At 73.8% G+C, this 23,264-nt stretch carries 22 protein-coding genes; 13 read left to right on the plus strand and 9 right to left on the minus strand.

What is annotated here, in order from left to right; all coding sequences use genetic code 11:
- The 4 genes from ACERUN_RS14805 to ACERUN_RS14820 all read left to right on the plus strand — a co-directional run.
- Positions 1-1,069 (plus strand): putative bifunctional diguanylate cyclase/phosphodiesterase (locus ACERUN_RS14805; RefSeq protein WP_370290799.1); only part of this gene is annotated, 1,069 nt, incomplete at its 5' end.
- 63 nt (positions 1,070-1,132) lie between these two features.
- On the plus strand, positions 1,133-2,008 hold the full coding sequence (locus tag ACERUN_RS14810; protein WP_370290800.1) for a hypothetical protein: 876 nt from the start codon (positions 1,133-1,135) through the stop codon (positions 2,006-2,008).
- Positions 2,009-2,015: 7 nt separating this feature from the next.
- Positions 2,016-2,819 (plus strand): A24 family peptidase, encoded by an 804-nt coding sequence (locus ACERUN_RS14815; protein ID WP_370038404.1) that lies wholly within the window; start codon positions 2,016-2,018, stop codon positions 2,817-2,819.
- A 198-nt stretch (positions 2,820-3,017) separates the two neighbouring features.
- Complete coding sequence (locus ACERUN_RS14820; protein WP_370290801.1) at positions 3,018-4,451, plus strand: EAL domain-containing protein; 1,434 nt, start codon at positions 3,018-3,020, stop codon at positions 4,449-4,451.
- Positions 4,452-4,554: 103 nt separating this feature from the next.
- On the opposite strand, the gene ACERUN_RS14825 is transcribed toward ACERUN_RS14820, so the two are convergent.
- Complete coding sequence (locus ACERUN_RS14825; protein WP_370038406.1) at positions 4,555-5,151, minus strand: YbjN domain-containing protein; 597 nt, start codon at positions 5,149-5,151, stop codon at positions 4,555-4,557.
- Entirely contained in the window at positions 5,148-6,422 is a 1,275-nt protein-coding gene (gene mshA / locus ACERUN_RS14830; RefSeq protein WP_370290873.1) for a D-inositol-3-phosphate glycosyltransferase, read from the minus strand. Before mshA ends, ACERUN_RS14825 begins: the two co-directional genes overlap by 4 nt.
- A gap of 240 nt (positions 6,423-6,662) precedes the next feature.
- On the opposite strand from mshA, the gene ACERUN_RS14835 reads away from it, so the two are divergent.
- Positions 6,663-7,457 carry an SDR family NAD(P)-dependent oxidoreductase gene (locus ACERUN_RS14835; RefSeq protein WP_370290802.1) on the plus strand — a complete coding sequence of 265 codons (795 nt, stop codon included), beginning with the start codon at positions 6,663-6,665 and terminating at the stop codon, positions 7,455-7,457.
- A 60-nt stretch (positions 7,458-7,517) separates the two neighbouring features.
- Here ACERUN_RS14835 and ACERUN_RS14840 read toward each other — a convergent pair whose 3' ends face one another.
- Positions 7,518-8,207: an aspartate/glutamate racemase family protein gene (locus tag ACERUN_RS14840; RefSeq protein ID WP_370290803.1), complete on the minus strand. Its 690-nt coding sequence runs from the start codon at positions 8,205-8,207 to the stop codon at positions 7,518-7,520.
- A 250-nt stretch (positions 8,208-8,457) separates the two neighbouring features.
- Between ACERUN_RS14840 and typA the strand changes: the two genes are divergently transcribed.
- The 3 genes from typA to ACERUN_RS14855 all read left to right on the plus strand — a co-directional run bounded on the left by typA (position 8,458) and on the right by ACERUN_RS14855 (position 13,680).
- Entirely contained in the window at positions 8,458-10,359 is a 1,902-nt protein-coding gene (typA, locus tag ACERUN_RS14845) for a translational GTPase TypA (RefSeq protein ID WP_370290804.1), read from the plus strand.
- A 231-nt stretch (positions 10,360-10,590) separates the two neighbouring features.
- Positions 10,591-11,061, plus strand: a complete 471-nt coding sequence (locus tag ACERUN_RS14850; RefSeq protein WP_370290805.1) for a YdeI/OmpD-associated family protein — start codon at positions 10,591-10,593, stop codon at positions 11,059-11,061.
- Positions 11,062-11,352: 291 nt separating this feature from the next.
- Complete coding sequence (locus tag ACERUN_RS14855; RefSeq protein WP_370290806.1) at positions 11,353-13,680, plus strand: SulP family inorganic anion transporter; 2,328 nt, start codon at positions 11,353-11,355, stop codon at positions 13,678-13,680.
- 286 nt (positions 13,681-13,966) lie between these two features.
- Here ACERUN_RS14855 and ACERUN_RS14860 read toward each other — a convergent pair whose 3' ends face one another.
- The gene (locus ACERUN_RS14860) at positions 13,967-14,170 is read right to left on the minus strand and encodes a ferredoxin (RefSeq protein ID WP_370290807.1); all 204 of its coding nucleotides are present in this window, start codon (positions 14,168-14,170) and stop codon (positions 13,967-13,969) included.
- Complete coding sequence (locus tag ACERUN_RS14865; RefSeq protein WP_370290808.1) at positions 14,170-15,483, minus strand: cytochrome P450; 1,314 nt, start codon at positions 15,481-15,483, stop codon at positions 14,170-14,172. The genes ACERUN_RS14860 and ACERUN_RS14865 overlap by 1 nt, the downstream gene beginning before the upstream one ends.
- Positions 15,484-15,629: 146 nt before the next feature.
- Between ACERUN_RS14865 and ACERUN_RS14870 the strand changes: the two genes are divergently transcribed.
- The 4 genes from ACERUN_RS14870 to ACERUN_RS14885 all read left to right on the plus strand — a co-directional run bounded on the left by ACERUN_RS14870 (position 15,630) and on the right by ACERUN_RS14885 (position 19,496).
- A complete protein-coding gene (locus ACERUN_RS14870; RefSeq protein WP_370290809.1) occupies positions 15,630-16,232 on the plus strand; it encodes a TetR family transcriptional regulator in 603 nt (200 codons plus the stop codon).
- A gap of 143 nt (positions 16,233-16,375) precedes the next feature.
- Entirely contained in the window at positions 16,376-16,855 is a 480-nt protein-coding gene (locus tag ACERUN_RS14875) for an OsmC family protein (protein ID WP_370290810.1), read from the plus strand.
- Between the two features lie 93 nt (positions 16,856-16,948).
- Positions 16,949-18,328, plus strand: a complete 1,380-nt coding sequence (locus ACERUN_RS14880) for an MFS transporter (protein ID WP_370290811.1) — start codon at positions 16,949-16,951, stop codon at positions 18,326-18,328.
- Between the two features lie 145 nt (positions 18,329-18,473).
- Positions 18,474-19,496 carry a hypothetical protein gene (locus tag ACERUN_RS14885; RefSeq protein ID WP_370290812.1) on the plus strand — a complete coding sequence of 341 codons (1,023 nt, stop codon included), beginning with the start codon at positions 18,474-18,476 and terminating at the stop codon, positions 19,494-19,496.
- 69 nt (positions 19,497-19,565) lie between these two features.
- On the opposite strand, the gene ACERUN_RS14890 is transcribed toward ACERUN_RS14885, so the two are convergent.
- The 4 genes from ACERUN_RS14890 to ACERUN_RS14905 all read right to left on the minus strand — a co-directional run bounded on the left by ACERUN_RS14890 (position 19,566) and on the right by ACERUN_RS14905 (position 22,684).
- Complete coding sequence (locus tag ACERUN_RS14890) at positions 19,566-20,354, minus strand: enoyl-CoA hydratase-related protein (protein ID WP_370290813.1); 789 nt, start codon at positions 20,352-20,354, stop codon at positions 19,566-19,568.
- 79 nt (positions 20,355-20,433) lie between these two features.
- Positions 20,434-20,937: a hypothetical protein gene (locus tag ACERUN_RS14895; RefSeq protein ID WP_370290814.1), complete on the minus strand. Its 504-nt coding sequence runs from the start codon at positions 20,935-20,937 to the stop codon at positions 20,434-20,436.
- Complete coding sequence (folP, locus tag ACERUN_RS14900) at positions 20,934-21,797, minus strand: dihydropteroate synthase (protein ID WP_370290815.1); 864 nt, start codon at positions 21,795-21,797, stop codon at positions 20,934-20,936. The genes ACERUN_RS14895 and folP overlap by 4 nt, the downstream gene beginning before the upstream one ends.
- The gene (locus ACERUN_RS14905) at positions 21,794-22,684 is read right to left on the minus strand and encodes a glucosyl-3-phosphoglycerate synthase (RefSeq protein WP_370290816.1); all 891 of its coding nucleotides are present in this window, start codon (positions 22,682-22,684) and stop codon (positions 21,794-21,796) included. Before ACERUN_RS14905 ends, folP begins: the two co-directional genes overlap by 4 nt.
- 136 nt (positions 22,685-22,820) lie before the next feature.
- Here ACERUN_RS14905 and ACERUN_RS14910 point away from each other — a divergent pair, with 136 nt between their 5' ends.
- Positions 22,821-23,243, plus strand: a complete 423-nt coding sequence (locus tag ACERUN_RS14910; protein WP_370290817.1) for a hypothetical protein — start codon at positions 22,821-22,823, stop codon at positions 23,241-23,243.
- Positions 23,244-23,264 lie beyond the last annotated feature (21 nt).

The raw sequence follows: 23,264 nt of genomic DNA on the forward strand, positions 1-23,264 counted from the left end.
GGCGGTGCGGCTGGGCGGCGACGAGTTCGCCCTGCTCATCGCCGGCCCGGACGCGTGCGCCCTCGAGCAGCGCACCGAGGACCTGCTCACCGAGCTCTCCCAGCCGATCCGGCTCGACGAGGTCAGCTGGAGCATCACCCCCTCCATCGGCCTGGCCGTCCACCCCGACGACGGCCGCACGATCGGCGAGCTGGTGCAGGCCGCCGACTCCGCGATGTACGACGCCAAGTCCTCCCCCCAGCGCTGGCGGCGACCGGGCGGCGACCGGGCGGCCTCGGACGGGACCGGCCCCGAGGAGCTGGCCGAGGCGCTGCGCCGCGACCAGCTGGTGGTGCACTACCAGCCGCAGGTCGACGGATGGACCGGCGCCGTGACCGGGTTCGAGGCGCTGGTGCGCTGGCAGCACCCCGAGCGCGGGCTGCTGCTCCCTGACCTGTTCCTGCCGCGCGCCGAGCGCAGCGCGGTCATCGCCGACCTGACCCGGTGGGTGCTCGGACGCGCCCTCGCCGACCTGCCCACGCTGCAGGTCTCCGCGCCCGGCGCGACCGTCGCGGTCAACGTCTCGGCCCGCTCCATGATGGGCACCCGCCTCCTCGGGGACCTCGGACGGCTGCTGGAGGAGTCCCGCGTCCACGCCCACGACCTGGTCCTGGAGATCACCGAGCCCGCCCCGCGCGCCACTGCCGAGGTCACCGGGCTCCTGGAGGGCCTGCGGGCGCTGGGCTGCGGGGTCAGCGTGCACGGGTTCGGCTCCGCGCAGACCTCGCTGACCGCACTGTGGCAGCTGCCCGCGGTCCGGGAGATCAAGATCGACCCGCACCTGGTGCAGGCCGTCGCCGACGACCCCGACGCCGAGCGGCTGTGCCGGGCGATGATCAGCGCCGCCCGCGGCCTGGACGTGCGCGTGGTGGCCGAGGGCGTCGAGACCACCGAGACCGTGCACCGACTGCGCGGCCTGGGGTGCGGCGCCTTCCAGGGCTACCTCCTCGGCGAGCCCGTGCCGCTGGACGAAGTGGCCGGCTGGGCCGGCGCGTGGCACCGCGAGGGGTCCCGCCTGCTGGGGCGCTGACGCCTCGCACCCCCTCGAGACCCGCCCCTCAAGACCTCCTCCGGCTGGACCGATACCCCGGTCGTGACCCTGCCCCTCACCCCCGAGCTCGCCCCCTGGGTGGTCCCCAGCAGCCTGGGCGTGCTCGCGCTGCTGCTCTCGACCTACCTCGTGCTGTCCGTGCGCCGGCGTCGGCTCGCGGAGGTCGCCGATCTCGAGGACGTCGACGACCTGCCGGTGCAGGCCGAGGACCGCGACGTGCGGGTGCTCAAGCGCCAGGTCGACGTGCTGACCCGGACCCTGGCGGAGTGGGACAGCGAGCAGCGTGTCCCCGCGCCGCGCGGGCCCGAGCAGGCCCACCCCCTCGACGTCGACCCCTCGGTGCGGCTCGACCCGTCCGCGCCGTCGGCCTCGTCTGACCGGCCGGTCCCGGGCGACGCGTCCGGCGAGCCGGTGGAGCAGGCCACCCTGACTGCCCCCTCCGCGCCGCCCGCCCCGACCGGCTGGCCCGCGCCCCCGACGGGCCCCTCCACGGCCTACGTCGCGCTGTCCCGCGAGCTCGCGGCCACGGGCGACCCCGCGGGCGCGGTGCTGGCCCAGTGGGCCGCCGACCTGCAGGTGCTCCGACCGGCCCTGGGGGCCCATGGTGCGGAGCTGGCGCGAGCCGTCTCCGGCGTACGGCACGACGAGCCGGTGGCCGCCCTGCGCGCCTGCCGCGAGGCCGCGCTCGGCCTGGTGCGCACGGCGGGCTCCGTGCGGGCGCTGCTGGCGCCGCTGGACCACCTGGCCGACCTGGGCGACCTCGGCGGCGGCGTGGGCCGCGTGGGGGCCCCCACCACGCTGCCGGGCCCGCTGCTGGACATGCTGCCCGCCGACCAGCGCGAGCGACTGGCTGCTTCCGGACTGGCCCCTGCCGGAGCAGCCCCTGCCGGACCGGCCCCCTCCGGGCTGGTCGGGTGACGGCGCGGTGACCGCGGCACTCCCCTGGCCGCTGGTGGTCGGGCTGGTGGCCCCGCTGGGGCTGGCGATCGGGTCGTTCCTCAACGTGGTGGTGCACCGGGTCCCGCTGGGGCTCTCGGTCGTGCACCCGCCGTCGGCGTGCCCACAGTGCCGGCAGCCGGTGCGCGGGCGCGACAACGTGCCGGTGCTGTCGTGGCTGCTGCTGCGTGGCCGCTGTCGCGACTGCCGGACCCCGATCCCGGTGCGCTACCCGCTCGTCGAGGCAGGCACCGCCGCGCTCCTGGTCGCGGTGGCCCTGCACCTGCAGGACGTCGCGCTCGTCCTGGCCGTGCTGCCGGTGGCCGCCGCCGGCGTGGCGCTGGCGCTGATCGACCTGGAGCACCAGCGGCTGCCGTTCGCGATCTCGGGCGTCGCGCTCGTCCTGGCCCTCCCCGGTGTCGTCGCCGACCAGCTCGGCTCGTCCCCCGCTGCGCCGCTGTGGCAGCTGCTGGCCGGGCTGGCGGCGTGGGTGGGGGTGTACGCCGGCACCTGGCTGGTCACCGGTGGCCGCGGCATGGGCCTGGGCGACGTCGTGCTGGCCCCGGTGCTCGGACTGGCCCTCGGCGCGCTGGGGCTCGGCCCGGCGCTGGTCGGCCTGATGGCCGGCTTCGTGCTCGGTGCGCTGGTCGGCGTCCTGCTGCTCTCGACCGGTCGGCTGCGGCGCGGGGAGCGCCTCCCGCACGGGCCGTTCATGCTGCTCGGCGCGGCGGTGGGGGTCTTCGCGGGCGAGCCGATCGCGTCGGCGTACCTCTCCCTGACCGGCCTCTCCTGACCCGCCCCTCCGACCGACCGGCGCGACCCCGGAGCTCGGGTCCGGCGCGGTCCGGAACTGACAGGACGTCTAAGCAAAATCTTTCACGTCCGTCACACCCGTCACGCCTGAAACATCCCTCACCCCGGTCTAGACGAGTGCTGACTAGGCGCCGAGGGTCCATCACTGTGTCCCTCGCCGGTCGTTCGGGAGACCGTCATGCCACACGTCGATGCATGGGGGCACCAGATGGAGGCGAACCGCGCGCACCGTGCCGCGCCCGCGCAGCCTGCCCCGCCCTCCACCGCCGCTGTCCCCGCCCCTGCCCCCGCCGTCGCTCCGGTCGTGCCGCTGCCCCGCCCGCACGACGGGGCCGTCACCGTGCCCGGGCACGGCCGCACGCTGCTGCGTCAGGTACGCCGCGTGCAGGAGGAGGCCGTCCGGCACAACCGCACCTCGGTGCTGGTGGCGATGTCGGTGGGCAACGCGACCGAGATCGCCGACGTCCTCGGCGCCGAGGTCCTCGGCACGGTCACCTCGGTCCTGGCCCAGCGGATGCTCGGGCTCGCGCACGAGGTGCACCTGCTCGCGGTCTCACCCTTGGGTGGCGCGCTGGCAGCCATCGTCTGCGACCGCGCCGACCGGGCGACGCTCGGTGACGCCGTGCAGGAGGTCTGCGCGGGCTTCGTCACGACCACCCACGCCCGCGTCTGGCCCGTGGTCACCGTCGGCCTGCGCGGCCTGGACGGACAGGCCCCCGAGCGGGCGCTGGAGGAGGCCCGCCGGACGGTGTTCGACACCGACCGCCGCTCGCCGGGCGGGGTGCGGTGGTTCGACCCCGAGGGCGCCGAGCACCCGGCGGCCCGGGCCCTGAGCCTCACCGGCGACCTGGCCGAGACCCTCGGCCGTCCCGACGAGCAGCTGTCCCTGGCCTACCAGCCCGTGCGGGACCTGCGCACCGGGCGGATCACCGCCGTGGAGGCCCTCCTTCGGTGGCGGCACCCGGTCCACGGCCCGGTCGCGCCGACGGACGCGATCGCCGTCGCCGAGGCGTCGGGACTGATCCACCCGCTGGGCCAGTGGGTGCTCGACCGAGCCCTGCGGCAGGCCTCGGCCTGGTGGCGGTCGCACCGCTACGTGACGGTCCACGTGAACGTCAGCCCTGTGGAGCTGCGCTCATCGGCGTACGCCGCCGCGGTGGCGCGGGCGCTCAGCCTCCACGACCTCCCGCCGACCGCGCTCCTGCTCGAGCTGACCGAGACCGACCTGATGATCGGCGACCGCGAGGTGCGCCGAACCCTGGACGACCTGCGGGCGCTGGGCGTGCGGCTCGGCATCGACGACTTCGGCGCCGGCTGGTCCTCGATCGGCCAGCTGCTCGACCTGCCCGTGGACACCGTCAAGGTCGACCGCTCGCTGGTCGCCCGCATCGACCACTCCCCCGCCGACCTCGACCTGCTGCGCGCGGTGCTCGGGCTGCTCGAGACCGCCCCGGTCGAGGTCGTCGTCGAGGGGGTCGAGAACGAGGCCCAGGCCGCGATCCTGCGGACCCTCTCGGTCCGCCTGGTCCAGGGCTACCACCTCGGGCGCCCCGTCCCCGCCCACGAGCTGAGCCTCGGTGGGGGCTCCGGTGCGACGGGTCGGGTGGGCTGACGGGAAGCGGGTTAGTCCGCACAAGTTCTCACCCCCAGCTCGAGTCGAGGGTGAGAACTCGTGCGGAGTATCCCGTCGACGGGACCCGAGTGACCCCTGGGACTCAGCCCTCGGCCGCGTCGCCGGCCCCGCCGGCCCCGCCAGCCCCGCCAGCCCCACCAGCCCCGCCGGCGGCGTCCTCGGCCTCCAGCCAGCCCCGGAACGCCTCGAGGTTGCGGGTGGACTCCCCGCGCAGCTTGCGCCACTCCCACTCCTTGCGGATCGAGGAGGCGAAGCCGAGCTCGAGGATCGCGTTGAACGACTCGTCGGCGTAGCTCAGCACCGACCCGAGCAGCCGGTCGAGCTCGTCGGGGGTGGCGACGGCCAGCGGCAGCCGGGCATCGAGGTAGATGTCGCCGTGGTGGTCGCAGGCGAACGCGACGGCGTACATCTTCAGGTTGCGCTCGAGCAGCCAGCGCCACACGCGCTCGTGGTTCTCATCCGGGCGGCGGCACACGAAGGCGTGGATGCCCAGGGCGTGCGGGCCGACGTCGAGTCGCACGGGGGTCTGCAGCTTCTTCTCGCCGGGCAGCGCGAAGGAGAAGACCCCGTCGGCGACCTCGTCGGCCTCCAGCTCGTTGTCGGCGAGGTAGCCGCGCACGACCTCGATGACCTGGTCGCGGCCCTCGTCCCGCTTCGGGTCCAGCTCCTGCTCGATCACGCCGTGACCTCCGCCCTCATCAGCTGCCGGGCCCGCTCGTAGGTCTCCAGCATCGCGCCGGCCGTCGCGTCCCAGCTGAACTCCCGTGCCTGCGCCGCCGCGCCCGCCGCCAGCCGGTCGTGCAGGCCCGGCTCGGTCAGCACCCGCCCGAGCGCGCGCGCCCAGTCGGTGTCGTCGTGGGTGTCGACGAGCAGCCCGCTGCGCTCATGGCGTACGACGGTGGGCAGCCCGCCCACGGCCGCAGCCACCACTGGCGTACCGCACGCCCCCGCCTCCGCCGCGACGAGCCCGAACGACTCGTTGTAGCTCGGCACGGCGACCAGTGTCGCGGCGGCGTACCACTGCGCCAGCTGCGACTGGGCCACGGGCGGGACGAACCGCACGACGTCGTCGAGCCCGAGGGTGACCGCGAGCTCGGCGAGCGACTCCGGGTGGTCCAGGCCCGACCCGGAGGGGCCGCCGACGACCGGGACCACCAGCCGCGAGCGCAGCGCGGGCTGGCGCTCGAGCAGCACGGCGATCGCGCGCAGCAGCACGTCGGGCGCCTTCAGCGGCTGGATGCGGCCGGCGAACAGCACGACCTGCGCGTCGGGCGGCAGGCCGAGCGCGGCGCGGGCGGCGGCCTGCGAGCCGGGCCGGAAGACGTCGAGGTCCACGCCGGGGTGGACGACCTCGACGCGGCCGGGGTCGGCGTCGTAGAGGTTGATCAGCTGCTTGGCCTCGATGTCGGTGTTGGCGACGAGCACGTCGGCGGCCTCGACCACCTGCTCCTCGCCGATCACCCGCGCAGCGGGCTCGGGGGTGTCGCCCGCGGCCAGCGACTCGTTCTTGACCTTCGCCATCGTGTGCATCGAGTGCACCAGCGGGACGCCCCACCGATCGCGCGCCAGCGCGCCCACCTGCCCCGAGAGCCAGTAGTGCGAGTGGACGACGTCGAACTGCCCCGGCGGCATGGCCGCCTCCAGTCGCAGGACGTCGCGCGCGAACACGCAGAGCTGGGCGGGCAGCTGGTCCTTCGTGAGGCCCTCGAACGGACCGGCGTGCACGTGGTGCACGCGCACGCGGGCGTCGTCCACGGGCGCCCCGGGCAGCGCCGGCAGGGGGTCCAGGGTGACCATCGGGTCGAGTCGCGAGCTGGTGGCACGGGTGAAGACGTCGACGTCGATGCCGCGCGCAGCGAGGCGGCGCGCGACCTCGACCACGTAGACGTTGAGGCCGCCGGCGTCGCCGGTGCCCGGCTGGTCGAGCGGCGAGGTGTGGAGGCTGATCATCGCCACCCGCCGCACCGGGCGGCGGGAGTCCTCGGGGAACCCGGAGAAGGTCGACGACGGCTCGCTGTGCCCCACTGCCACCTCCTGCGTGGGCCCGCGGCGGCGGGCCGGACGTGCTCGGCCGCCGGGCCGGGCTGATCGGTCAACCCTCCCAGTGTGCCGAACATTCCTAGGCACCCAAGACCGTGCTCGTCACACGGCGGGCGACCCCCGTCACGCCGCGTGCGCCAGGATGGTCGGGTGAGCGAGCATCCCACCGCCCCCGAGCGCACCGGCGCACCGTCGGCCGAGCCCGATCGGCGTCCCCTCGCCGTCGTCACCGGCGCCTCGAGCGGGATCGGCGCGGCGACCGCCCGTCACCTCGCGCGCGCCGGCTTCGAGGTCGTGTGCGCCGCGCGGCGCGCGGAGCGCATCGAGGAACTGGCCGCCGAGATCGGCGGGCGCGCGGTGGTCTGCGACGTCACGGACGACGCCTCGGTCGCCGCGCTCGCCGAGGCTGCGGGGCCGCGCGTCGACGTCCTCGTCAACAACGCCGGCGGGGCCTTCGACCTCAGCCCGGTGGCGGAGGCGGAGGTCGAGGTGTGGCGGCGCACCTACGACGTCAACGTACTCGGCCTCGTGCGCGTGACCCGCGCGCTGCTTCCGGCGCTCGTCGTCTCCGGCGCCGGCGTGATCGTCAACGTCGGCTCGACGGCCGGTCGCGTGGCCTACGAGGGCGGCGGCGGCTACACCGCGGCCAAGCACGGCACGAAGGTGGTCACGCAGACCCTGCGCCTGGAGCTGTTCGACCAGCCGGTGCGCATCTGCGAGGTGGCGCCGGGCATGGTGCACACCGAGGAGTTCTCCCTCGTCCGCTTCGAGGGCGACCAGTCGAAGGCCGACGCGGTCTACGCGGGCGTGCCCGACCCGCTCGTGGCCGACGACGTCGCCGACGCCATCGCCTGGGTGGCCACGCGGCCCCCGCACGTCAACATCGACGAGCTCGTCATCAAGCCGCGGGCGCAGGCCGCCCAGCACAAGGTGCACCGGGTCTGAGGCGGCTCGGGCCGTCGCCGCGCCACTCTCGGAGGAGCGGGGCAGCACTCAGGCCAGCGCTCAGGCCAGCGCGCGGTCGAGGGCGCGGCTGACGTGCAGCGACGTGCAGCCGAAGACCGGAAGCTCGGAGTCGGCCTGGCGCACGAGCAGCTCGAGCTCGGAGCAGCCGAGGATGACGCCGCCCGCGCCGGCGTCCCAGAGCTCGCCGATCATCTCCACGACCGTGCGCCGCGAGGAGTCGACGACCTTCCCGTGCACGAGCTCGTCGTAGATGATCCGGTTGAGCTCGTCGTGGTGCCGAGCGTCCGGCACCAGGACGTCGAGGCCGTGGGAGGCGATGCGGTCGGTGAAGAAGGTGCGCGACATCGCGAAGCGGGTGCCGAGCAGCGCCACCGACTCGACGCCCTGCGCGGTGCAGGCCTCGGCAACGACGTCACCCAGGTGCAGCAGCGGGATCTCGACGGCGTCGGCCACCTGCTCGGCCACGCGGTGGAAGGTGGTGGTGCAGAGCATGAGGAAGTCGGCTCCGCCGCGCTCCACCGAGATCGCGGCCTCGCGCAGGATGTCGGCGACGCCGTCCCACTGCTCGGCCTCCTGCAGTGCGGTGACCTCGGCGAAGTCGACCGACGCCATGATCGTGCGGGCCGAGTGGAGGCCGCCGAGACGCTGCTCGACACCGCGGTTGAGCGCCTCGTAGTAGGACGCGCTGCTCTCCCAGGACATGCCGCCGACGAGGCCGATGGTCTGCATGGGGAGGAGTCTCCCCTACCGGTGGAGATGCCGACCAGGCGACTCGCTGGCTGATCGCCCGGACCGACGGCGCGACCCGTGACCCGGAGCGGTGGACGACGCGCACCGACACGTGACGGGGAGCACCCCGAGCGCGCGGATGCGGGCCGCACCCTGCGTCGCCACTAAACTCCTCCGCGTCCCGCGCGGGCGGCGGGCACGTCGTGCCGGTGCTCGCGCCACCGCATCGTGAAAGTTGAACATCGCCGCCATGCCCAGCATCCGCAACGACCTGCGCAACGTGGCCATCGTGGCCCACGTCGACCACGGCAAGACCACTCTCGTCGACGCGATGCTGCACCAGGCCGGCGCCTTCAGCGCCCACCAGGCCGAGGGTGTGGCCGAGCGCGTCATGGACTCCGGCGACCTCGAGCGCGAGAAGGGCATCACGATCCTCGCCAAGAACACCGCCGTGCGCTACGCCGGTCCGGCGGCGCAGGACATCGCCGGCGGCCCGATGACCATCAACATCATCGACACCCCCGGCCACGCCGACTTCGGCGGCGAGGTCGAGCGCGGCCTGTCGATGGTCGACGGCATCGTGCTGCTGGTCGACGCCTCCGAGGGCCCGCTGCCGCAGACCCGCTTCGTGCTGCGCAAGGCGCTCAACGCCGACATGCCCGTCATCCTCGTGGTCAACAAGACCGACCGTGGCGACGCCCGCATCGACGAGGTCGTGGACGAGACCTACGAGCTGTTCATGGACCTCCTCGACGACAGCCACAGCCAGGACGCCCTGGACTTCCCGGTCGTCTTCGCCTCCGGCAAGGCCGGCATCGCCTCGCTCACCAAGCCCGAGAACGCGACGCTGCCCGAGGGCGACAACCTCGAGCCGCTGTTCCGCACGATCCTCGAGACCATCCCCGCGCCGGAGTACGAGGAGGACGCGCCGCTGCAGGCCCACGTCACCAACCTCGACTCCTCGCCGTTCCTCGGCCGTCTGGCGCTGCTCCGCATCAAGCAGGGCACGCTGAAGAAGGGCCAGCAGGTCGCGTGGATGCAGCGCGACGGCGGCATCAAGAACGTCAAGATCTCCGAGCTGCTCATCACCGAGGGTCTCGAGCGCAAGCCGGGCGAGTCGGCTGGCCCCGGCGACATCGTCGCGGTGGCGGGCATCCCGGACATCACCATCGGCGAGACGCTGGCCGACCCCGAGAACCCGGTGGCGCTGCCGCTCATCCACGTCGACGAGCCCGCCATCTCGATGACCATCGGCACCAACACCTCGCCCCTGGTGGGCAAGGGCGGCAAGGGCCACAAGGTCACCGCGCGCCTGGTGAAGGACCGCCTCGACTCCGAGCTCATCGGCAACGTCTCGCTGCGCGTCCTGCCCACCGAGCGCCCCGACGCCTGGGAGGTGCAGGGCCGCGGCGAGCTGGCACTCGCCATCCTCGTCGAGCAGATGCGCCGCGAGGGCTACGAGCTCACCGTGGGCAAGCCGCAGGTGGTCACCAAGCACGTCGACGGCAAGCTGCACGAGCCCTTCGAGCGCCTCACCATCGACGCGCCCGAGGAGTTCCTCGGCACCATCACCGAGCTGCTGGCCAACCGCAAGGGCCGCATGGAGGGCATGACCAACCACGGCACCGGCTGGGTGCGCATGGAGTTCGTCGTCCCCGCGCGCGGTCTCATCGGCTTCCGCACCGACTTCCTCACCGAGACCCGCGGCACGGGCATCGCCCACCACATCTCCGAGGGCTACTTCCCGTGGGCCGGCGAGATCCGCTCGCGCGCCTCGGGCTCGCTGGTGGCCGACCGCGCGGGCGCCGCCACGGCCTACGCGATGACGTCGCTGCAGGAGCGCGGCGTGATGTTCGTCGAGCCCGGCACCGAGGTCTACGAGGGCATGATCGTCGGCGAGAACTCCCGCGCCGACGACATGGACGTCAACATCACCAAGGAGAAGCAGCAGACCAACATCCGGTCCGCCACCTCCGACAACTTCGAGAAGCTCATCCCGCCGAAGAAGCTCAGCCTCGAGCAGTGCCTGGAGTTCTGCCGCGAGGACGAGTGCGTCGAGATCACCCCCGAGACCGTGCGCATCCGCAAGGTCGACCTCGACGCCAACACCCGCGCGAAGGCAGCGAGCCGAGCGCGTAAAGCCAACAAGTGAGCGGTCGCAGCGAGGAACGAGCGTAGACCGTTTGCTTGGGGGCTTTCTGCGAGGCGAGCTGCCGCCCGAGCGAAGCGAGGGCAGGCAGCGAGCCGAGCGCGTAACGCCAACACGTAGGTCCCGCCTCCGGGCGAGCACCCGACGTCCCCAGCCGATCTGTCGTCCTTCGGGCCGGAACACAGCAGATCGGCTGGGGACGTCGTGCGTGCGGGGGCGCGCGACAATGACCGGGTGACCGAGGTGGGCCCGCACGAGTTCAGCGCCGCGCTCGAGCCCCTCGAGTGGGGCCGGGCGACGTACACCATCCTTCGGGTGCCGCCCGAGCTCGTGGCCGCGGCCGGGGCCGAGGGCACCCGGCGGGTGGCCGGCACGATCGAGGACGTCGAGGTCAACCTCGCCCTGACCAAGGCCGACGTCACCGAGGGCGTCTTCCTCTGGGCGGGCGCGAGCCTCCAGCGGCGTCTCGGGGCTCGACCGGGCGACGTGGTCGAGTGCCGACTCGCACCCGTCGACCCCGACGTCGTCCTCGTGCCCGACGACGTGCGGGCGGCTCTCGACGACGCCGGTCGCTCGGAGGCGTTCGAAGCGCTGCGCCCCTCGCAGCGCCGCCAACTGCTCGTCCCTGTGGACGACGCCGCCCGCCCGGACACCCGCGCCCGGCGGATCGCGGCCCTCGTGGCCGGCCTGCCGCCCGGCATGTAACACGCCGTCCACCCGACTACCTGGCGCTTCTCAGTCGCTTCCTGCCCGATCGAGAAGGAAATCGACTGAGAATGGGCGAGGAGTCGGGTGGACGGCGTGTTACATCCCCGCCGCTGCGCCCGACCCGCCCGCGCCGCCTGGGACCTGGGATCCCGCTGAGAAAGCGACCGCTCGGCAGGGTCGGACGACCGTTCATCGCATCGTCGGGCAGTGGTCGTCCCTCCGAGTCGAGATCGATTCTCATCGTCTGCCTACCGTGGTGGCTCCTGCTGACGTCGAAGGAGATTCTCGGTGATCCTCGAACGCCACGTCGCTTCTGCGACCCCCGGAGCCCCCGGTTCCCCCACCCCTGACCCCTCGCCCACCGGCCGCATCGATGCGGCCCGGCGCTGGATCAGGGAGGACGCACGCTTCGACGTGCCCGCCTCCCTGGTCGTGTTCCTCGTGGCCGTGCCGCTCTCGCTCGGGATCGCCGTGGCCTCCGACGCACCCGTCACCGCCGGGCTCATCGCCGCGGCGGTCGGTGGCATCCTGGCCGGCCTGTTCGGCGGCGCACCGCTGCAGGTGAGCGGTCCGGCGGCCGGGCTCACCGTGGTGGTGGCCGAGACCGTGGCCGAGTTCGGGTGGGAGGCCACCTGCGCGATCACGGCGATGGCGGGCGTCGTCCAGTTGCTGCTGGGCGCGACCCGGCTGGGCCGCTACGCGCTGGCCATCAGCCCGACGGTGGTCACCGCGATGCTGGCCGGCATCGGCGTCTCGATCGTGCTCGGGCAGCTCAACGTGGCGCTCGGATCGTCGTCCCAGCCCTCGGCGTGGGAGAACCTCACCGGCATCGCCTCGGCGATGACCACGCCGGACGTCCACGCAGTGCTGGCGGCGGCGGGGGTCATCGCGATCCTGCTCAGCTGGCCACGCCTGCCGCAGCGGGTGCGGGTCGTGCCGGGGCAGCTGGTGGCCGTCGTCCTCATCACGCTGCTCGCGGCCGCCTGGCTGCCTGGTGCGGAGCGCGTCGACCTCGGCGGCGACCTGCTCGCCCAGATCGGGTCGATCGCGATGCCCGAGGGCACCTCGCTCGCCATCGCCGGCGCGGTGCTCACCATGGCGCTCATCGCCTCGGTGGAGTCGCTGCTCTCCGCTGTGGCGATCGACCGGTTGCACGACGGCCCGCGGGCGCGTCTCGACCGCGAGCTCATCGGGCAGGGCGTGGCCAACACGGCGTCCGGAGCCCTGGGCGGCCTGCCGGTCACCGGGGTGATCGTGCGCTCCTCGGCCAACGTCGCGGCCGGCGCGCGCACCCGCGCCTCGGCGGTGCTGCACGGCGTGTGGGTGCTGGTCTTCGCCCTCGTGCTGGTGGGTCTCGTCGAGCAGATCCCGCTCGCCGCACTCGCCGGTCTGCTCATCGTGATGGGCACCAACCTGGTCAAGCCGGTCGACATCCGTCAGGCCCGCGACCGCGGCGAGCTGTGGATCTGGGCGCTCACCATCGGCGGCGTCCTGGCGCTGAACCTGATCGAGGGCGTGCTGCTCGGCCTGCTCGGTGCACTGGCCCTCACGCTGTGGCGAGTCACCCGGGTGGACGTCGACGTGCGACGCAGCGGCGACGCCGCCGACGGCCGCGAGCTGTGGATCGCCGAGGTGCGGGGCAGCCTGTCGTTCCTCGCGATCCCGCTCATCGTGCCCAAGCTGGCCCGCATCCCCGAGGGTCAGGTCGTGGAGATCGACCTCCTGGTCGACTACCTCGATCCTGCCGGGCGCGACCAGGTCGTCGAGTGGGCAGATCGCTACACCGCCCGCGGCGGGCAGGCGGTGGTCGAGCACGCCGGGCCCGACGGCGAGGACGCCGCGGCGGAGCGCCCCCGCAAGGCGGTGCCGCTGTCGGGAAGGGCGCTGCTGCCCTGGACCCGCTGGCAGAACGGCGGCGCCGAGCTCGGTGTCGAGACCCCCGCCCACCCGCTCGCGGTCGGCGTCCGCGAGTACCACCGCCGCTCCACCTCGGTGCTCGCACCGGTGTACGACGAGCTGGCCGGCGGCCAGTCGCCCACCACGCTCTTCCTGTGCTGCGTCGACTCCCGGGTCGTGCCGAACCTGCTCACCAGCAGCGGCCCCGGCGACCTGTTCACCGTGCGCACCATGGGCAACCTGACGCCCGAGCCGGGGCCCGAGGACGACGGGTCGGTCTCGGCGCCGCTGCTCTTCGGCGTCGACTCCCTCGGGATCGACACCGTGGTGGTCTGCGGTCACTCCGGCTGCGGCGCCATGGCCGCCGCCGTCGACGGGGCTGGTGAAGGGGCTGGTGACGGGCCGGGCGACGGATCGCCCATCGAGGCCTGGCTGCGTCACGCCGAGACCGCGCGCACCGCCTGGCGCGAGGGCCACCCGGTGGCCCGCTCGGCTGCGGCCGCCGGTCTCTCGGGGGCCGATCAGCTCGCCCAGGTCAACGTCGCGATCACCCTCGAGCGGCTGCGCCGCGTGCTCGGCGACCGCGAGGTCGACCTCGTCGGCCTGTTCCTGCGCGTGGACGACGGCACCCTGCACCTGCTGCGCGACGACGCCTTCGTGCCGCTCACCGACACCGAGCTCGGCGCGCTCGAGCACCTGGGCGCCGGCGCGGGGCGCTGACGCCGGACGGCTCGTTCCGCCGTGTCGGCGCCGCCGTTGGCGCAGCGCCAGCGCCGCCTCGGCCCGGGCGGCTTGTAACACGCCGTCCACCGCACTACCTGTCGCTTCTCAGTCGTTTCGATGCTCGATCGGGCACCGAGACGACTGAGAAGCGGCGACAGGTCAGGTGGACGGCGTGTTACATCCCCCGCCGGCCGCACGCCGGCCGCACGCCGGCCGCCGACCGCCCATCGAGGACGCCGACCGCCCATCGAGGACGACGACCGCCCGCCGAGGACGACCGCGCTCACTCCTCCGCGAGGGACAGCGCGGCGGTGGGGCAGGAGGCGACAGCGGTGCGCACGCTCGCCTCGGCGCTCGGCGGCGGCGTCTCGTCGTGGATGACGAGGAGGCCGTCGTCGTCCACCTCGAAGATGTCGGGCGCGAACGACTCGCACATGCCCGCCGAGCAGCAGCGGTCGGCGTCGAGGACGATGCGGAACCCGGCCATCAGCGGCGCACCTGCGACTCGGGGGTGAAGCGCGCGGTCATCGAGGAGACCACGTGGAAGAACGTGCCGGCGCCGTACGCGACCTCGCCGGTGATCTCGATGTCGGGCAGGCGCGTGAGCAGCTCGCGGAAGGTCGCGGCCAGCTGGCGGCGGGCGAGCTGGTTGCCGAGGCAGTGGTGGATGCCGCCGCCGCCGAAGGAGACGTGCTTGTTGGGCGTGCGGGCCAGGTCGAACCGCTCCGGGCGGTCGAAGACGTCGGTGTCCCAGTTGGCGGCGGCGTAGAAGAGCACCACCTTGTCGCCGGCGGTGACCTGACGACCGCCCAGCTCGCAGTCGCGCGCGGCGGTGCGGCGCATCGTCATGATCGGCGAGGCCCAGCGCACGATCTCCTCGACGGCCGAGGGCAGGTGCGCCTCGAGGTCGCTCATCAGCCACGCGCGCTGCTCCGGGAAGTCGGTGAGCGCCTTCATGCCGTGCGCCGTGCTCTGCCGGGTGGTGTCGTTGCCGGCCACCATGAGCAGCGCGAAGAAGGAAGAGATCTCGGCGTCGGTGAGCCGGTGGCCGTCGACCTCGGCCTGCACCAGCGCCGAGACGAGGTCGTCGCCGGGGTGCTCGCGCCGCTCGGCGATGATGCGCCCCGCGATCTCGTTGAACTGCAGCATCGAGCCGAAGAGGATGCCGAGCACCTCCTCGGGGTCACCTCCGGGGAGGTCGCGGTAGGAGGCGATCAGCTCGGAGGTCTCGGCCAGCACGAGCCGGTCCTCCTGGGCGACGCCCATCATGTCGAAGATGTTGTGCATCGGGACGAGCATGGCCACCTCGCGCACGAAGTCGACCTCGCCCTTCTCGGCGATCGCATCGACGATGCGGCGCGCGTTGGCCTCGATGTCGGCCTCGATCCGCGCCATCTGCCGCGGGGTGAACGCCGACACCAGCAGACGCCGGATCTTGGTGTGGTCGGGAGGGTCCATGGCGATGAAGCCCTGCGCGGAGTCGAGCAGCTCCTTCGGCACGGAGTCGAACACGATGCCCTCGCCGGAGAGGAAGTCGTCGTGACGACGCGTCACCTCCACCAGGTCGGCATGGCGGACGACGGCCCAGAAGCCCTGGTCGTTGGGGTCCTCGATGAGGCTGCCCTCGACCGGACGGTGCCACGAGATCGGCCGCTCGGCGCGCAGCTCGGCGAAGGTGCGCTCGCGCTCGGCGGCGGTGGAGCGCCAGAACGCGAGCGACGAGAGGTCGGCCGGATCGTAGGGGCGTGCGGCTCGAGCGGGAGCGGGGGCCGGCGCGGGGCGCTCGGAGAGTTCGGTCATGAGGTCCTCCACGGTGAGGTCGGTCGCCAGGCGGCGTGGGGCCAACCTCTGACATTTTTCGAAAAATGTCAACGACCTCCCGACCTCCCGGCCTCCTGCCGCCCCGGCCCGGTGATCCCCCGCCTCCACCGCCGTAGGGTGTGCGCGTGTCCGCCGCCACGCCCGCCCCCCGAGTGCCCGAGAGCACGCGCGGGGAGCTGCGCGACGCCGTCCTCGACGCCGCGCGCGAGGTGGCACTGGCCAGCGGCTGGCGGTCGGTGCGCATGGGAGCCCTGGCCGCCCAGGCCGGCGTGAGCCGCCAGACGCTCCACGCCGAGTTCGGCACGAAGGCGCAGGTCGCCAGCGACCTCGTCCACCGCGAGATCGCCCAGCTGCTCGCCGGCATCAGCGCGGCCCTCGAGTCGGCGCCCCACGACCCGCCCGCCGCGATCCGCGAGGCGGCCGCCTACACGCTGAGCGCCATGGAGCAGAACCCGCTGCTGCAGATCGTCATCGGGGGCGGGGGCGACGAGGACCTCCTCGCCCTGCTCACCACCCGCGGCGACTGGATCCTGCGCGAGGCCACGCAGGTGCTGCGCGACTGGGCGCGGCGCCACCTCCCCACGCTCGACCAGGAACGCGTCGAGCAGTGGGCCGAGCCCGTCGTGCGCCTCACGCTGAGCCACGGCCTCACGCCGACCAGGCCGCTCCCCGACGCGGTGGAGCAGCTGGCGCACGTGGCCAGCCTGCTCGTCGGTCTCGCGGACTGAGCCGATCGCACCCTGCGCGTTTCCCGCTTGCGCGCATTGTGTACTTTCTAGATACAGATTATCGCCAAGGCGAGCGGCACCCCCACGCTCGGCACCGACCGCCGGCAGCACCCGCCGGCGCACCCAGCACAGGAGGAGCTCCCATGACCGTTCGCCCCAAGGAGACCGTCGTCCCCTTCATCATCGAGGCCGAGGGCACCGGCGTCGCGCAGGACCTGCGCGTCCCCGACTCCCCGCACCGCTTCTCGACCGACGCCTACCCCGCCTTCGGCGGCCAGGACGCCGCGCCGAGCCCGCTGTTCTACGCGCTCGGCTCGCTCAGCTCGTGCAACCAGGTCACCGCCCAGCTCGTGGCCAAGGACCTCGGCATCACCCTCGGCAAGCTCAGCTTCCGCGTGCAGGGCGACCTCGACACCGCCGTCCTCGTGGGCGGGGCCGACGGTAACGCCAACTTCGACCGCGTCGAGGTCACGGCCGAGATCGAGACCGACGCCACCCCCGAGCAGTTCGCGCAGCTCGAGTCCGAGGTCGACCGCCGCTGCCCCGTCTCGCAGCTGTTCCGTCGCAGCGGCACCGAGTTCGTCACGAACTGGACCCAGGTTCCGGCCTCCGTCGACGCCTGAGCCCCGCACCCTGAACCACCCCGCCGCGCCGTCGCCCGTCCACGGGCGGCGGCGCGTCGTCGTCCTCGAGGGGGCGGGGCCCACACTGGGGCGGTGCAACCACCGGTGGACGACGCCCGCCGCGACGGGCCGCTCCTCGCCACCCTGGCCGCCATCACCGTCGTCACCGCCGTGGTCAGCAGCCTCGGCGCCCCGCTGGTGCCGAGCATCGCCCGCACCCACCACGTCAGCCTGGCCGACGCCCAGTGGATCCTGACCGCCACGCTCGTCACCGCCGCCGCCGCGACCCCCGCGCTCGGCCGGTGGGGATCGGGGCGGCTGCGTCGTCCGGTGGTGCTGGCCAGCCTCGGAGCCGTGCTCGTCGGCACGGCGCTGGCCGCGCTGGCCGATCCGCTGTTCGGGTTCACGGGCCTCGTCGTCGGCCGCGCGCTGCAGGGCATCGGCCTGGGCGTCACGCCGCTGGCCCTCGCCGTCGCGCGCGACGTGTGGCACGGCGAGCGGCTGGTCGCCCGGCTCTCCCTGCTCTCGGTCACCACGGTCGCCGGCGCCGGGCTCGGCTACCCGCTCACCGGAGCCCTCGCCGGAACGGTCGGCGTCTCGGGCGCCTACGCCGTCGGCGGCGCGCTCGTCGCCCTCACCCTGCTGCTGGCCGCGCGCCACCTGCCCCGCGACGCCGACGGAGTGCCGCAGCCGGTCGACGTGCCGAGCGCGCTGCTCGTGGGGCTGGGCGTCACGGGCCTGCTGCTGGCCGTGAGCCAGGGCGAGCGGCGCGGCTGGACCTCGCTGGCGGTCACCTCTGGCGCCCTGATCGGCATCGCCCTGCTGGTCGCCTGGGTGCGGCGCACGGTCGCCCTCGATCGCGCCGGGCGCCAGCCGTTGGTCGACCTGCGCCTCGCCCTGCGGCCGCGGCTGCGCGTCGTCCACCTGGTGACGCTGGCGCTCGGCGTGGCGATGTACACCCTGCTCACGCTCGTGGTGCTGCTCGTGCGCGCCGACGGATCGCGCGGCTGGGGACTCGACCTGGGCGTGGCGGTGGCCGGCACGGTGCTGGTGCCCTACGCGCTGCTGAGCGTGTCGGGCAGCCGCCTGGCCATCCGCGCGTCACGACGCTTCGGCCCCCAGGTGGTGCTGCCGGTGGGCGGTCTCGTCTTCGGCTCGTCGCTGCTGCTGCTCGCCCTCGCCCACGACCAGCTCTGGCAGGCGCTGCTCGCGATGGCGCTCGGCGGGCTGGGCAGCGGGTTCTCGTTCGCCTCGCTCCCGGCGCTGATCGTGCCCCACGTGCCGGTGGCCGAGACCGGCAGCGCGCTGTCGCTCAACATGCTCCTGCGCTACGTCGGCTTCGCCACCGGCTCGGCCGCGGCGGTGGCCCTGCTCGACGTCCTCGGGGGTGACGGGGCGGCCTTCACCACGACCTGCCTGCTCACCGCGGCGTTGTGCGTGGTCGCTGGCCTGGGTGCCGTCGCGCGGCGGTGAAGTCGGCCGCCGGTTTCCCGGACCCCCAGCCGCATCGCACTTCTGAGGACCGATCGCGACGATGCGGCTGGGGGCCTGCACAACCACCCATCGAAGGCTGTGGACGACGGCCGCACCGCGCCGCGGAGCCGCCGATGCTGGCGGCGTGGACCTCATCATCGCCCGCCCCGGCCTCGTGGTCCCGCTGCCAGCAGGCGCTGCGGGAGGACCGGGTCCGACCCACGGCCAGGCGCGCGGTCCGCGCTGGCGACGGGTCTCGAAGGGGTTCTACGTACCGACGGATGTCTCGGCCGACAGCACCGAGCAGCGCATCGTCGAGGCGGTCGCCGGGCTGCCCGCGGGGGCGCTGGTGACCGGCTGGGCCGCTCTGCACTGGCAGGGGGCGCGCTACCTGTCAGGGCGCGAGGCTGCACGACAACTGCCCGTACCTGTCGCTGTCGGCGACCGTCGTTTCCTGAGCAGGCGCCCCGGGGTGGAGATCGGGTTCGACTGGCTGTTCGACGACGACGCGAAGGAGCTCGACGGGTTGCCGATCACCTCCGCCGCTCGTTCCATCAGCTGGGCTGCGCGACGGGCTCGGAGCCTTCTCGAGGCCGTCACGGTGGTCGACATGGCCGCGGTCGACGACCTCGTGAGCCTCGACGAGATGTGGCACTACGCCACACGGCTGAGCGGACGACCGGGCATCGTCCGGCTGCGGGCGGCCTTGCGAGCGGCCGACGAGAACACCTGGTCGCCGATGGAGACCCTGGCCCGGTTGCGCTGGGCATCCTCCGGCCTCCCCCGCCCGCGAACGAACGTCCCGATCTTCGACGAGGCGGGTCGGCACGTCGCGACGCCGGACCTCCTCGACCCCGCGGCCGGCGTCGCGGGCGAGTACGACGGTCGGGTCCACGACACCGAGCAGGTCCGTCGGCGCGACCACGGCGCCGAGGATCACCTGCGCGACCTCGGACTCGAGGTCGTCCGCCTCAACTCGGGGCGTCCGGACGACGTCGAGGCGTTCACCCGTCGGCTGCACGCCGCCTACGAGCGTGCCGCCCGTCGTCCTGCTCAGAGCAGGTGGACGACGCGCCGGCCGGCGTGGTGGGTCGACACCTCGAGCGTCGCCGCTCGGCGAGCGCTCACGCCCGCGCAGCGCTCGCGCTGGCTCCGGTGGCGCTCCTGAGGTCGGGGCCCCCAGCCGGATCGTCGTCCGCGGGCCAGATCACAGCGATCCGGCTGGGGGCCCGGTCGATCAGCGACCCGCCCCGAAGCGCGGCTTCTCCTTGGCCAGGAACGCCCGCACGCCCTCGGCGAAGTCGGGGCCGCCGTAGACCGCGCGCAACCGCTCCTCCTCGCCCGGCAGGGAGGCCTCGGCGAGCCGGGCGCGCTCGGTGAGCTGCTGCTTGGTCGTGCGGATCGTCACGCGCGAGGCCTGGCCGATGCCCTCGGCGAGCGCGGCCACCTCGGCCTCGAGGGCGGCGGCGTCGTCCGCCACGGCGGTGAGGGCGCCGACGGCGTGGGCGCGCGCGGCGTCGACGAGCCGGGAGGCGAGCAGCATCTCGCGCGTCAGCGACTCCCCGAAGATCGCCTGGCAGCGGTAGAGCACCGTGCCCGAGAGCGCGTTGCCGAGCGTGCGCGCGATCGGGTAGCCGAAGCGCGAGGACGACGTGGCGACCCGCAGGTCGCAGTGCGTGGCCACGGCGAGCCCGCCGCCCACCGCCACGCCGTCGATCGCGGCGATCGTGACCTGCGGCAGCGACCACAGCCCGTCGAGCATCTCGCGGATCCAGTTCTCGTAGTCGACGGCGTCGGCCTCGAGGAAGTCGCTGATCTCGTTGCCCGCGGCGAAGGCCTTGCCGCCGGCGCCGCGCAGCACGACGACCCCCAGCGAGTCGTCGTCGGCCAGCCCGGCCCACACCTCGCGCAGCTCGGCGTACATCGCCTTCGTGAAGGCGTTGCGTCGCTCGGGGCGGTTGAAGGTCACCTCGAGGACGCCGGGCGCCAGACGGTCACGGTCGATCAGCAGGTCGCGGTCGCTCACCCGCCCGAGGGTAGGGCGCCGCGCCGCGTCGTCCGCGCCGATCTCAGCGCAAACATCGGCGCAAACATCGGCGCAAACATCAGCGCCAGAGCGCGACCCAGTACTGGACGCCGAACGGCGCGGCGTCCAGCAGCACCTCGGCCTCGCCGATGGCACCCGGGAGGGCGTCGAAGGCGCCGACGTCGGCCCACAGCTCCTCGGCCAGCGCGGCGTCGACCGCGTACGGGTCGGCGGCCACGGCGGCGTCGAACGCCTCGGCGCGCTCGTCGAGGTGGCCGGGTGCCTTCTCGGTGCGCTTGGCGGTGCCGTTGCCGACCACCAGCACCCCCGTGGCCGACGCAGCGTCGGGGGTCTCGTCGACGCCCACGGCCTCCAGCAGCGCCCGTCCCACCTGAGCACCGGACTCACCCGAGGCGCGCACCAGGACCCGCGGGCCCAGCGCGGCCACCGCCGTCAGGCAGGCCGCCCGCACGTCAGCCACGGGGTCCTCGATCGAGGCGTAGCGCGGCAGCAGCGCGAGGACGCCGGGCACCAGCGCCGTCGGCAGGTTCGAGACGGCGGCGTTCGAGACGGTGGTGCTCACTGGATCCCCCTGATCGCGCGCAGCGGCGGACGACGACCCGCGATCGTCCACACCATGTCGACGGTCTGGCGGGTCTCGGGCACCTGGTGCACCCGGTAGATGCGGGCGCCGGCGAGGGCGCAGACCGAGGTGGCGGCGAGGGTTCCGAGCAGCCGCTCACCGACCTCGAGGCCGAGCGTCTCGCCCACGAAGTCCTTGTTCGACAGGCTCACGAGCACCGGCCAGCCGGTGGCGACCATCTCGCCGATGCGCCGCGTCACCTCGAGGCTCTGGAAGGTGTTCTTGCCGAAGTCGTGGGCGGGGTCAATGACGATCGACTCGCGCGAGACCCCCGCGGCCAGGGCCCGCTCCGCGTAGGCGAGGGTGTCGTGGATCGTGGAGGCCACCACGTCGTCGTACTCCAGGCGGTAGGGCCGCGTGCGCGGCGTGACACCGCCGGTGTGGGTGCAGATGATCGCGGCGTCGTACTGCGCGGCGACGTCGACGAGCTCGGGGTCGGCCCCGCCCCACGCGTCGTTGAGGACGTCGGCGCCCGCCGCGCACACCGCCGCGCCGACCTCGGCGCGCCAGGTGTCGACGGAGATGACCAGGTCGGGGTAGGTCTCGCGCACGCGGGCGACGAAGTCGACGACGCGGGCCTTCTCCTCCTCGGGGCCGATCTCGACACCGGGGGCGGCCTTGATGCCGCCGATGTCGACGATCTCCGCCCCCTGCTCCACGACGGTGGCGACGCGCTCGAAGGCGGCGTCCTCGGCCCACGTGGCGCCCTTGTCGAAGAAGGAGTCGGGAGTGCGGTTGACGATGGCCATCATCAGGGCCTCGTCGTCACCGAAGGCCTGGCGGCCGAGCTTGAGCGTCACAGGTAGGTCTCCGCGGGTGGGCGTTCGTGGATGGCGACGACCTGCTCGACGGGCGCGAGGCCCCGCAGGTACTGGCTGAGGACGGCGTCCTTGTGGCCGGTCGGGAGCCCGGCGCGCTCGAGGGCGGCGGCGAGGATCTGCGTGGCCATGCCGCCGAGGTCGCGCAGGGCCTGGTGGCGGTGGGCGCGGACGCCGAGGTCGACCTGCGCGAGCGCGCTGGGACCACCGCGGCGCACCGTGTCGATGAGGGAGGCGAGCTCGACGGCGTAGCCCGTGGGCACCGCGAGGGAGGCGAACCAGTCGCGCCGCACCGCCCACTCGCCGGCCAGCGGCTGCACGAGGGGCGCGAGCTCGGGGTGCAGCAGCGCGATCAGGGGGCGCGCGACGAGCTCGGTGACCCGGCCGCCCTCGAGCGGCCCCTCGGCACCGGGCCGGTCGTAGAAGCCCTTGACCAGCTGCACCTGCTCGTCGTCGAGGAGCGGGCCCAGCAGCCCGGGCACGAAGTGGGTGTCCCAGTCGAGCAGGTCGGCGTCCATGAAGACGACGAGGTCGCCGGTGGTGACGAACAGCGACTTCCACATCGCCTCGCCCTTGCCGCGGTGCGAGCCGAGGTCGGGGCGGATCTCGGCGGCCCGGTGCACCGTGGCGCCGGCCGAGGTGGCGACGTCGAAGGTGTCGTCGACGGAGTCCGAATCGATGACGACGATCTCGTCGACGAGCTCGACGGTCTCCATCAGGGCCTCGCGCACCCGGGTGACCACGGCACCCACCGTGGCCGCCTCGTTGCGCGCCGGAACCACGAGGCTGACCCGCTGCCCGCCGCGCGACTTGGCCGCCAGGAGGTCCGGAAGGGTCCAGTCGTCCCAGCGGCTGGCGCGGATCTCCATGACCGCCAACCTACCGGGGCGGTGTGAACCCGATCTCGCTCTGCCCGTGGGGGGCCCGCGCGCTGCTAGCGTCGTCGGCGATCCACCCCATCAGCTCGCATCCCCCCCGCTCCTGACCCCCCCGAGGAGTCGTGCCATGTCGTTGGGCCGCATCCGGCGTACCCTCCGCTGCCGCATCAAGTACGGCCGGTGGGGGTGCCCCCACATCGAGCGCCACGACCCCCGCGGCCTCAGCAAGCGCCGCCGACGTCCGGAGCCCGCGCCGCGCCCGCGCCCGCGCCTCGAGGACGACGCCCTGCGCGCCGCGCTCGCGCGGCCACCACAGCCGCCGCTCGCCCCGGCGCGGCCGGCGGAGCGCTCGCACCGCCCGGGCGATCCGACGCCGCCGCGCACCACGGCGTCGTCCACCCCCGCCACGGGCGTCGCGCGCCCCACCCCGGCGCGTCCGAACGCCGGCGTGACCGCCGCCTGGCTGGAGCGCCGCAACGCGCAGGCCGAGCCCCCCGGCAGCACCAGCCCCGACCCCGCCGGCCGCGAGGGCCGGTCAGCCGACACCTGAGGTCGACAGGTCGTGGGGCGG

The sequence above is a fragment of the Nocardioides sp. genome, assembly GCF_964229035.1.
GTDB lineage: Bacteria > Actinomycetota > Actinomycetes > Propionibacteriales > Nocardioidaceae > Nocardioides.

What these genes read in the sequence shown, in the direction of transcription:
- ACERUN_RS14840 (WP_370290803.1), bottom strand. Translation starts at nt 8,207, where the DNA reads ATGCAGACCATCGGCCTCGTCGGCGGCATGTCCTGGGAGAGCAGCGCG.
- ACERUN_RS14860 (WP_370290807.1), bottom strand. Translation starts at nt 14,170, where the DNA reads ATGGCCGGGTTCCGCATCGTCCTCGACGCCGACCGCTGCTGCTCGGCG.
- typA (WP_370290804.1), top strand. Translation starts at nt 8,458, where the DNA reads ATGCCCAGCATCCGCAACGACCTGCGCAACGTGGCCATCGTGGCCCAC.
- ACERUN_RS14905 (WP_370290816.1), bottom strand. Translation starts at nt 22,684, where the DNA reads ATGGAGATCCGCGCCAGCCGCTGGGACGACTGGACCCTTCCGGACCTC.
- ACERUN_RS14865 (WP_370290808.1), bottom strand. Translation starts at nt 15,483, where the DNA reads ATGACCGAACTCTCCGAGCGCCCCGCGCCGGCCCCCGCTCCCGCTCGA.
- mshA (WP_370290873.1), bottom strand. Translation starts at nt 6,422, where the DNA reads ATGATCAGCCTCCACACCTCGCCGCTCGACCAGCCGGGCACCGGCGAC.
- ACERUN_RS14820 (WP_370290801.1), top strand. Translation starts at nt 3,018, where the DNA reads ATGCCACACGTCGATGCATGGGGGCACCAGATGGAGGCGAACCGCGCG.
- ACERUN_RS14875 (WP_370290810.1), top strand. Translation starts at nt 16,376, where the DNA reads ATGACCGTTCGCCCCAAGGAGACCGTCGTCCCCTTCATCATCGAGGCC.
- ACERUN_RS14910 (WP_370290817.1), top strand. Translation starts at nt 22,821, where the DNA reads ATGTCGTTGGGCCGCATCCGGCGTACCCTCCGCTGCCGCATCAAGTAC.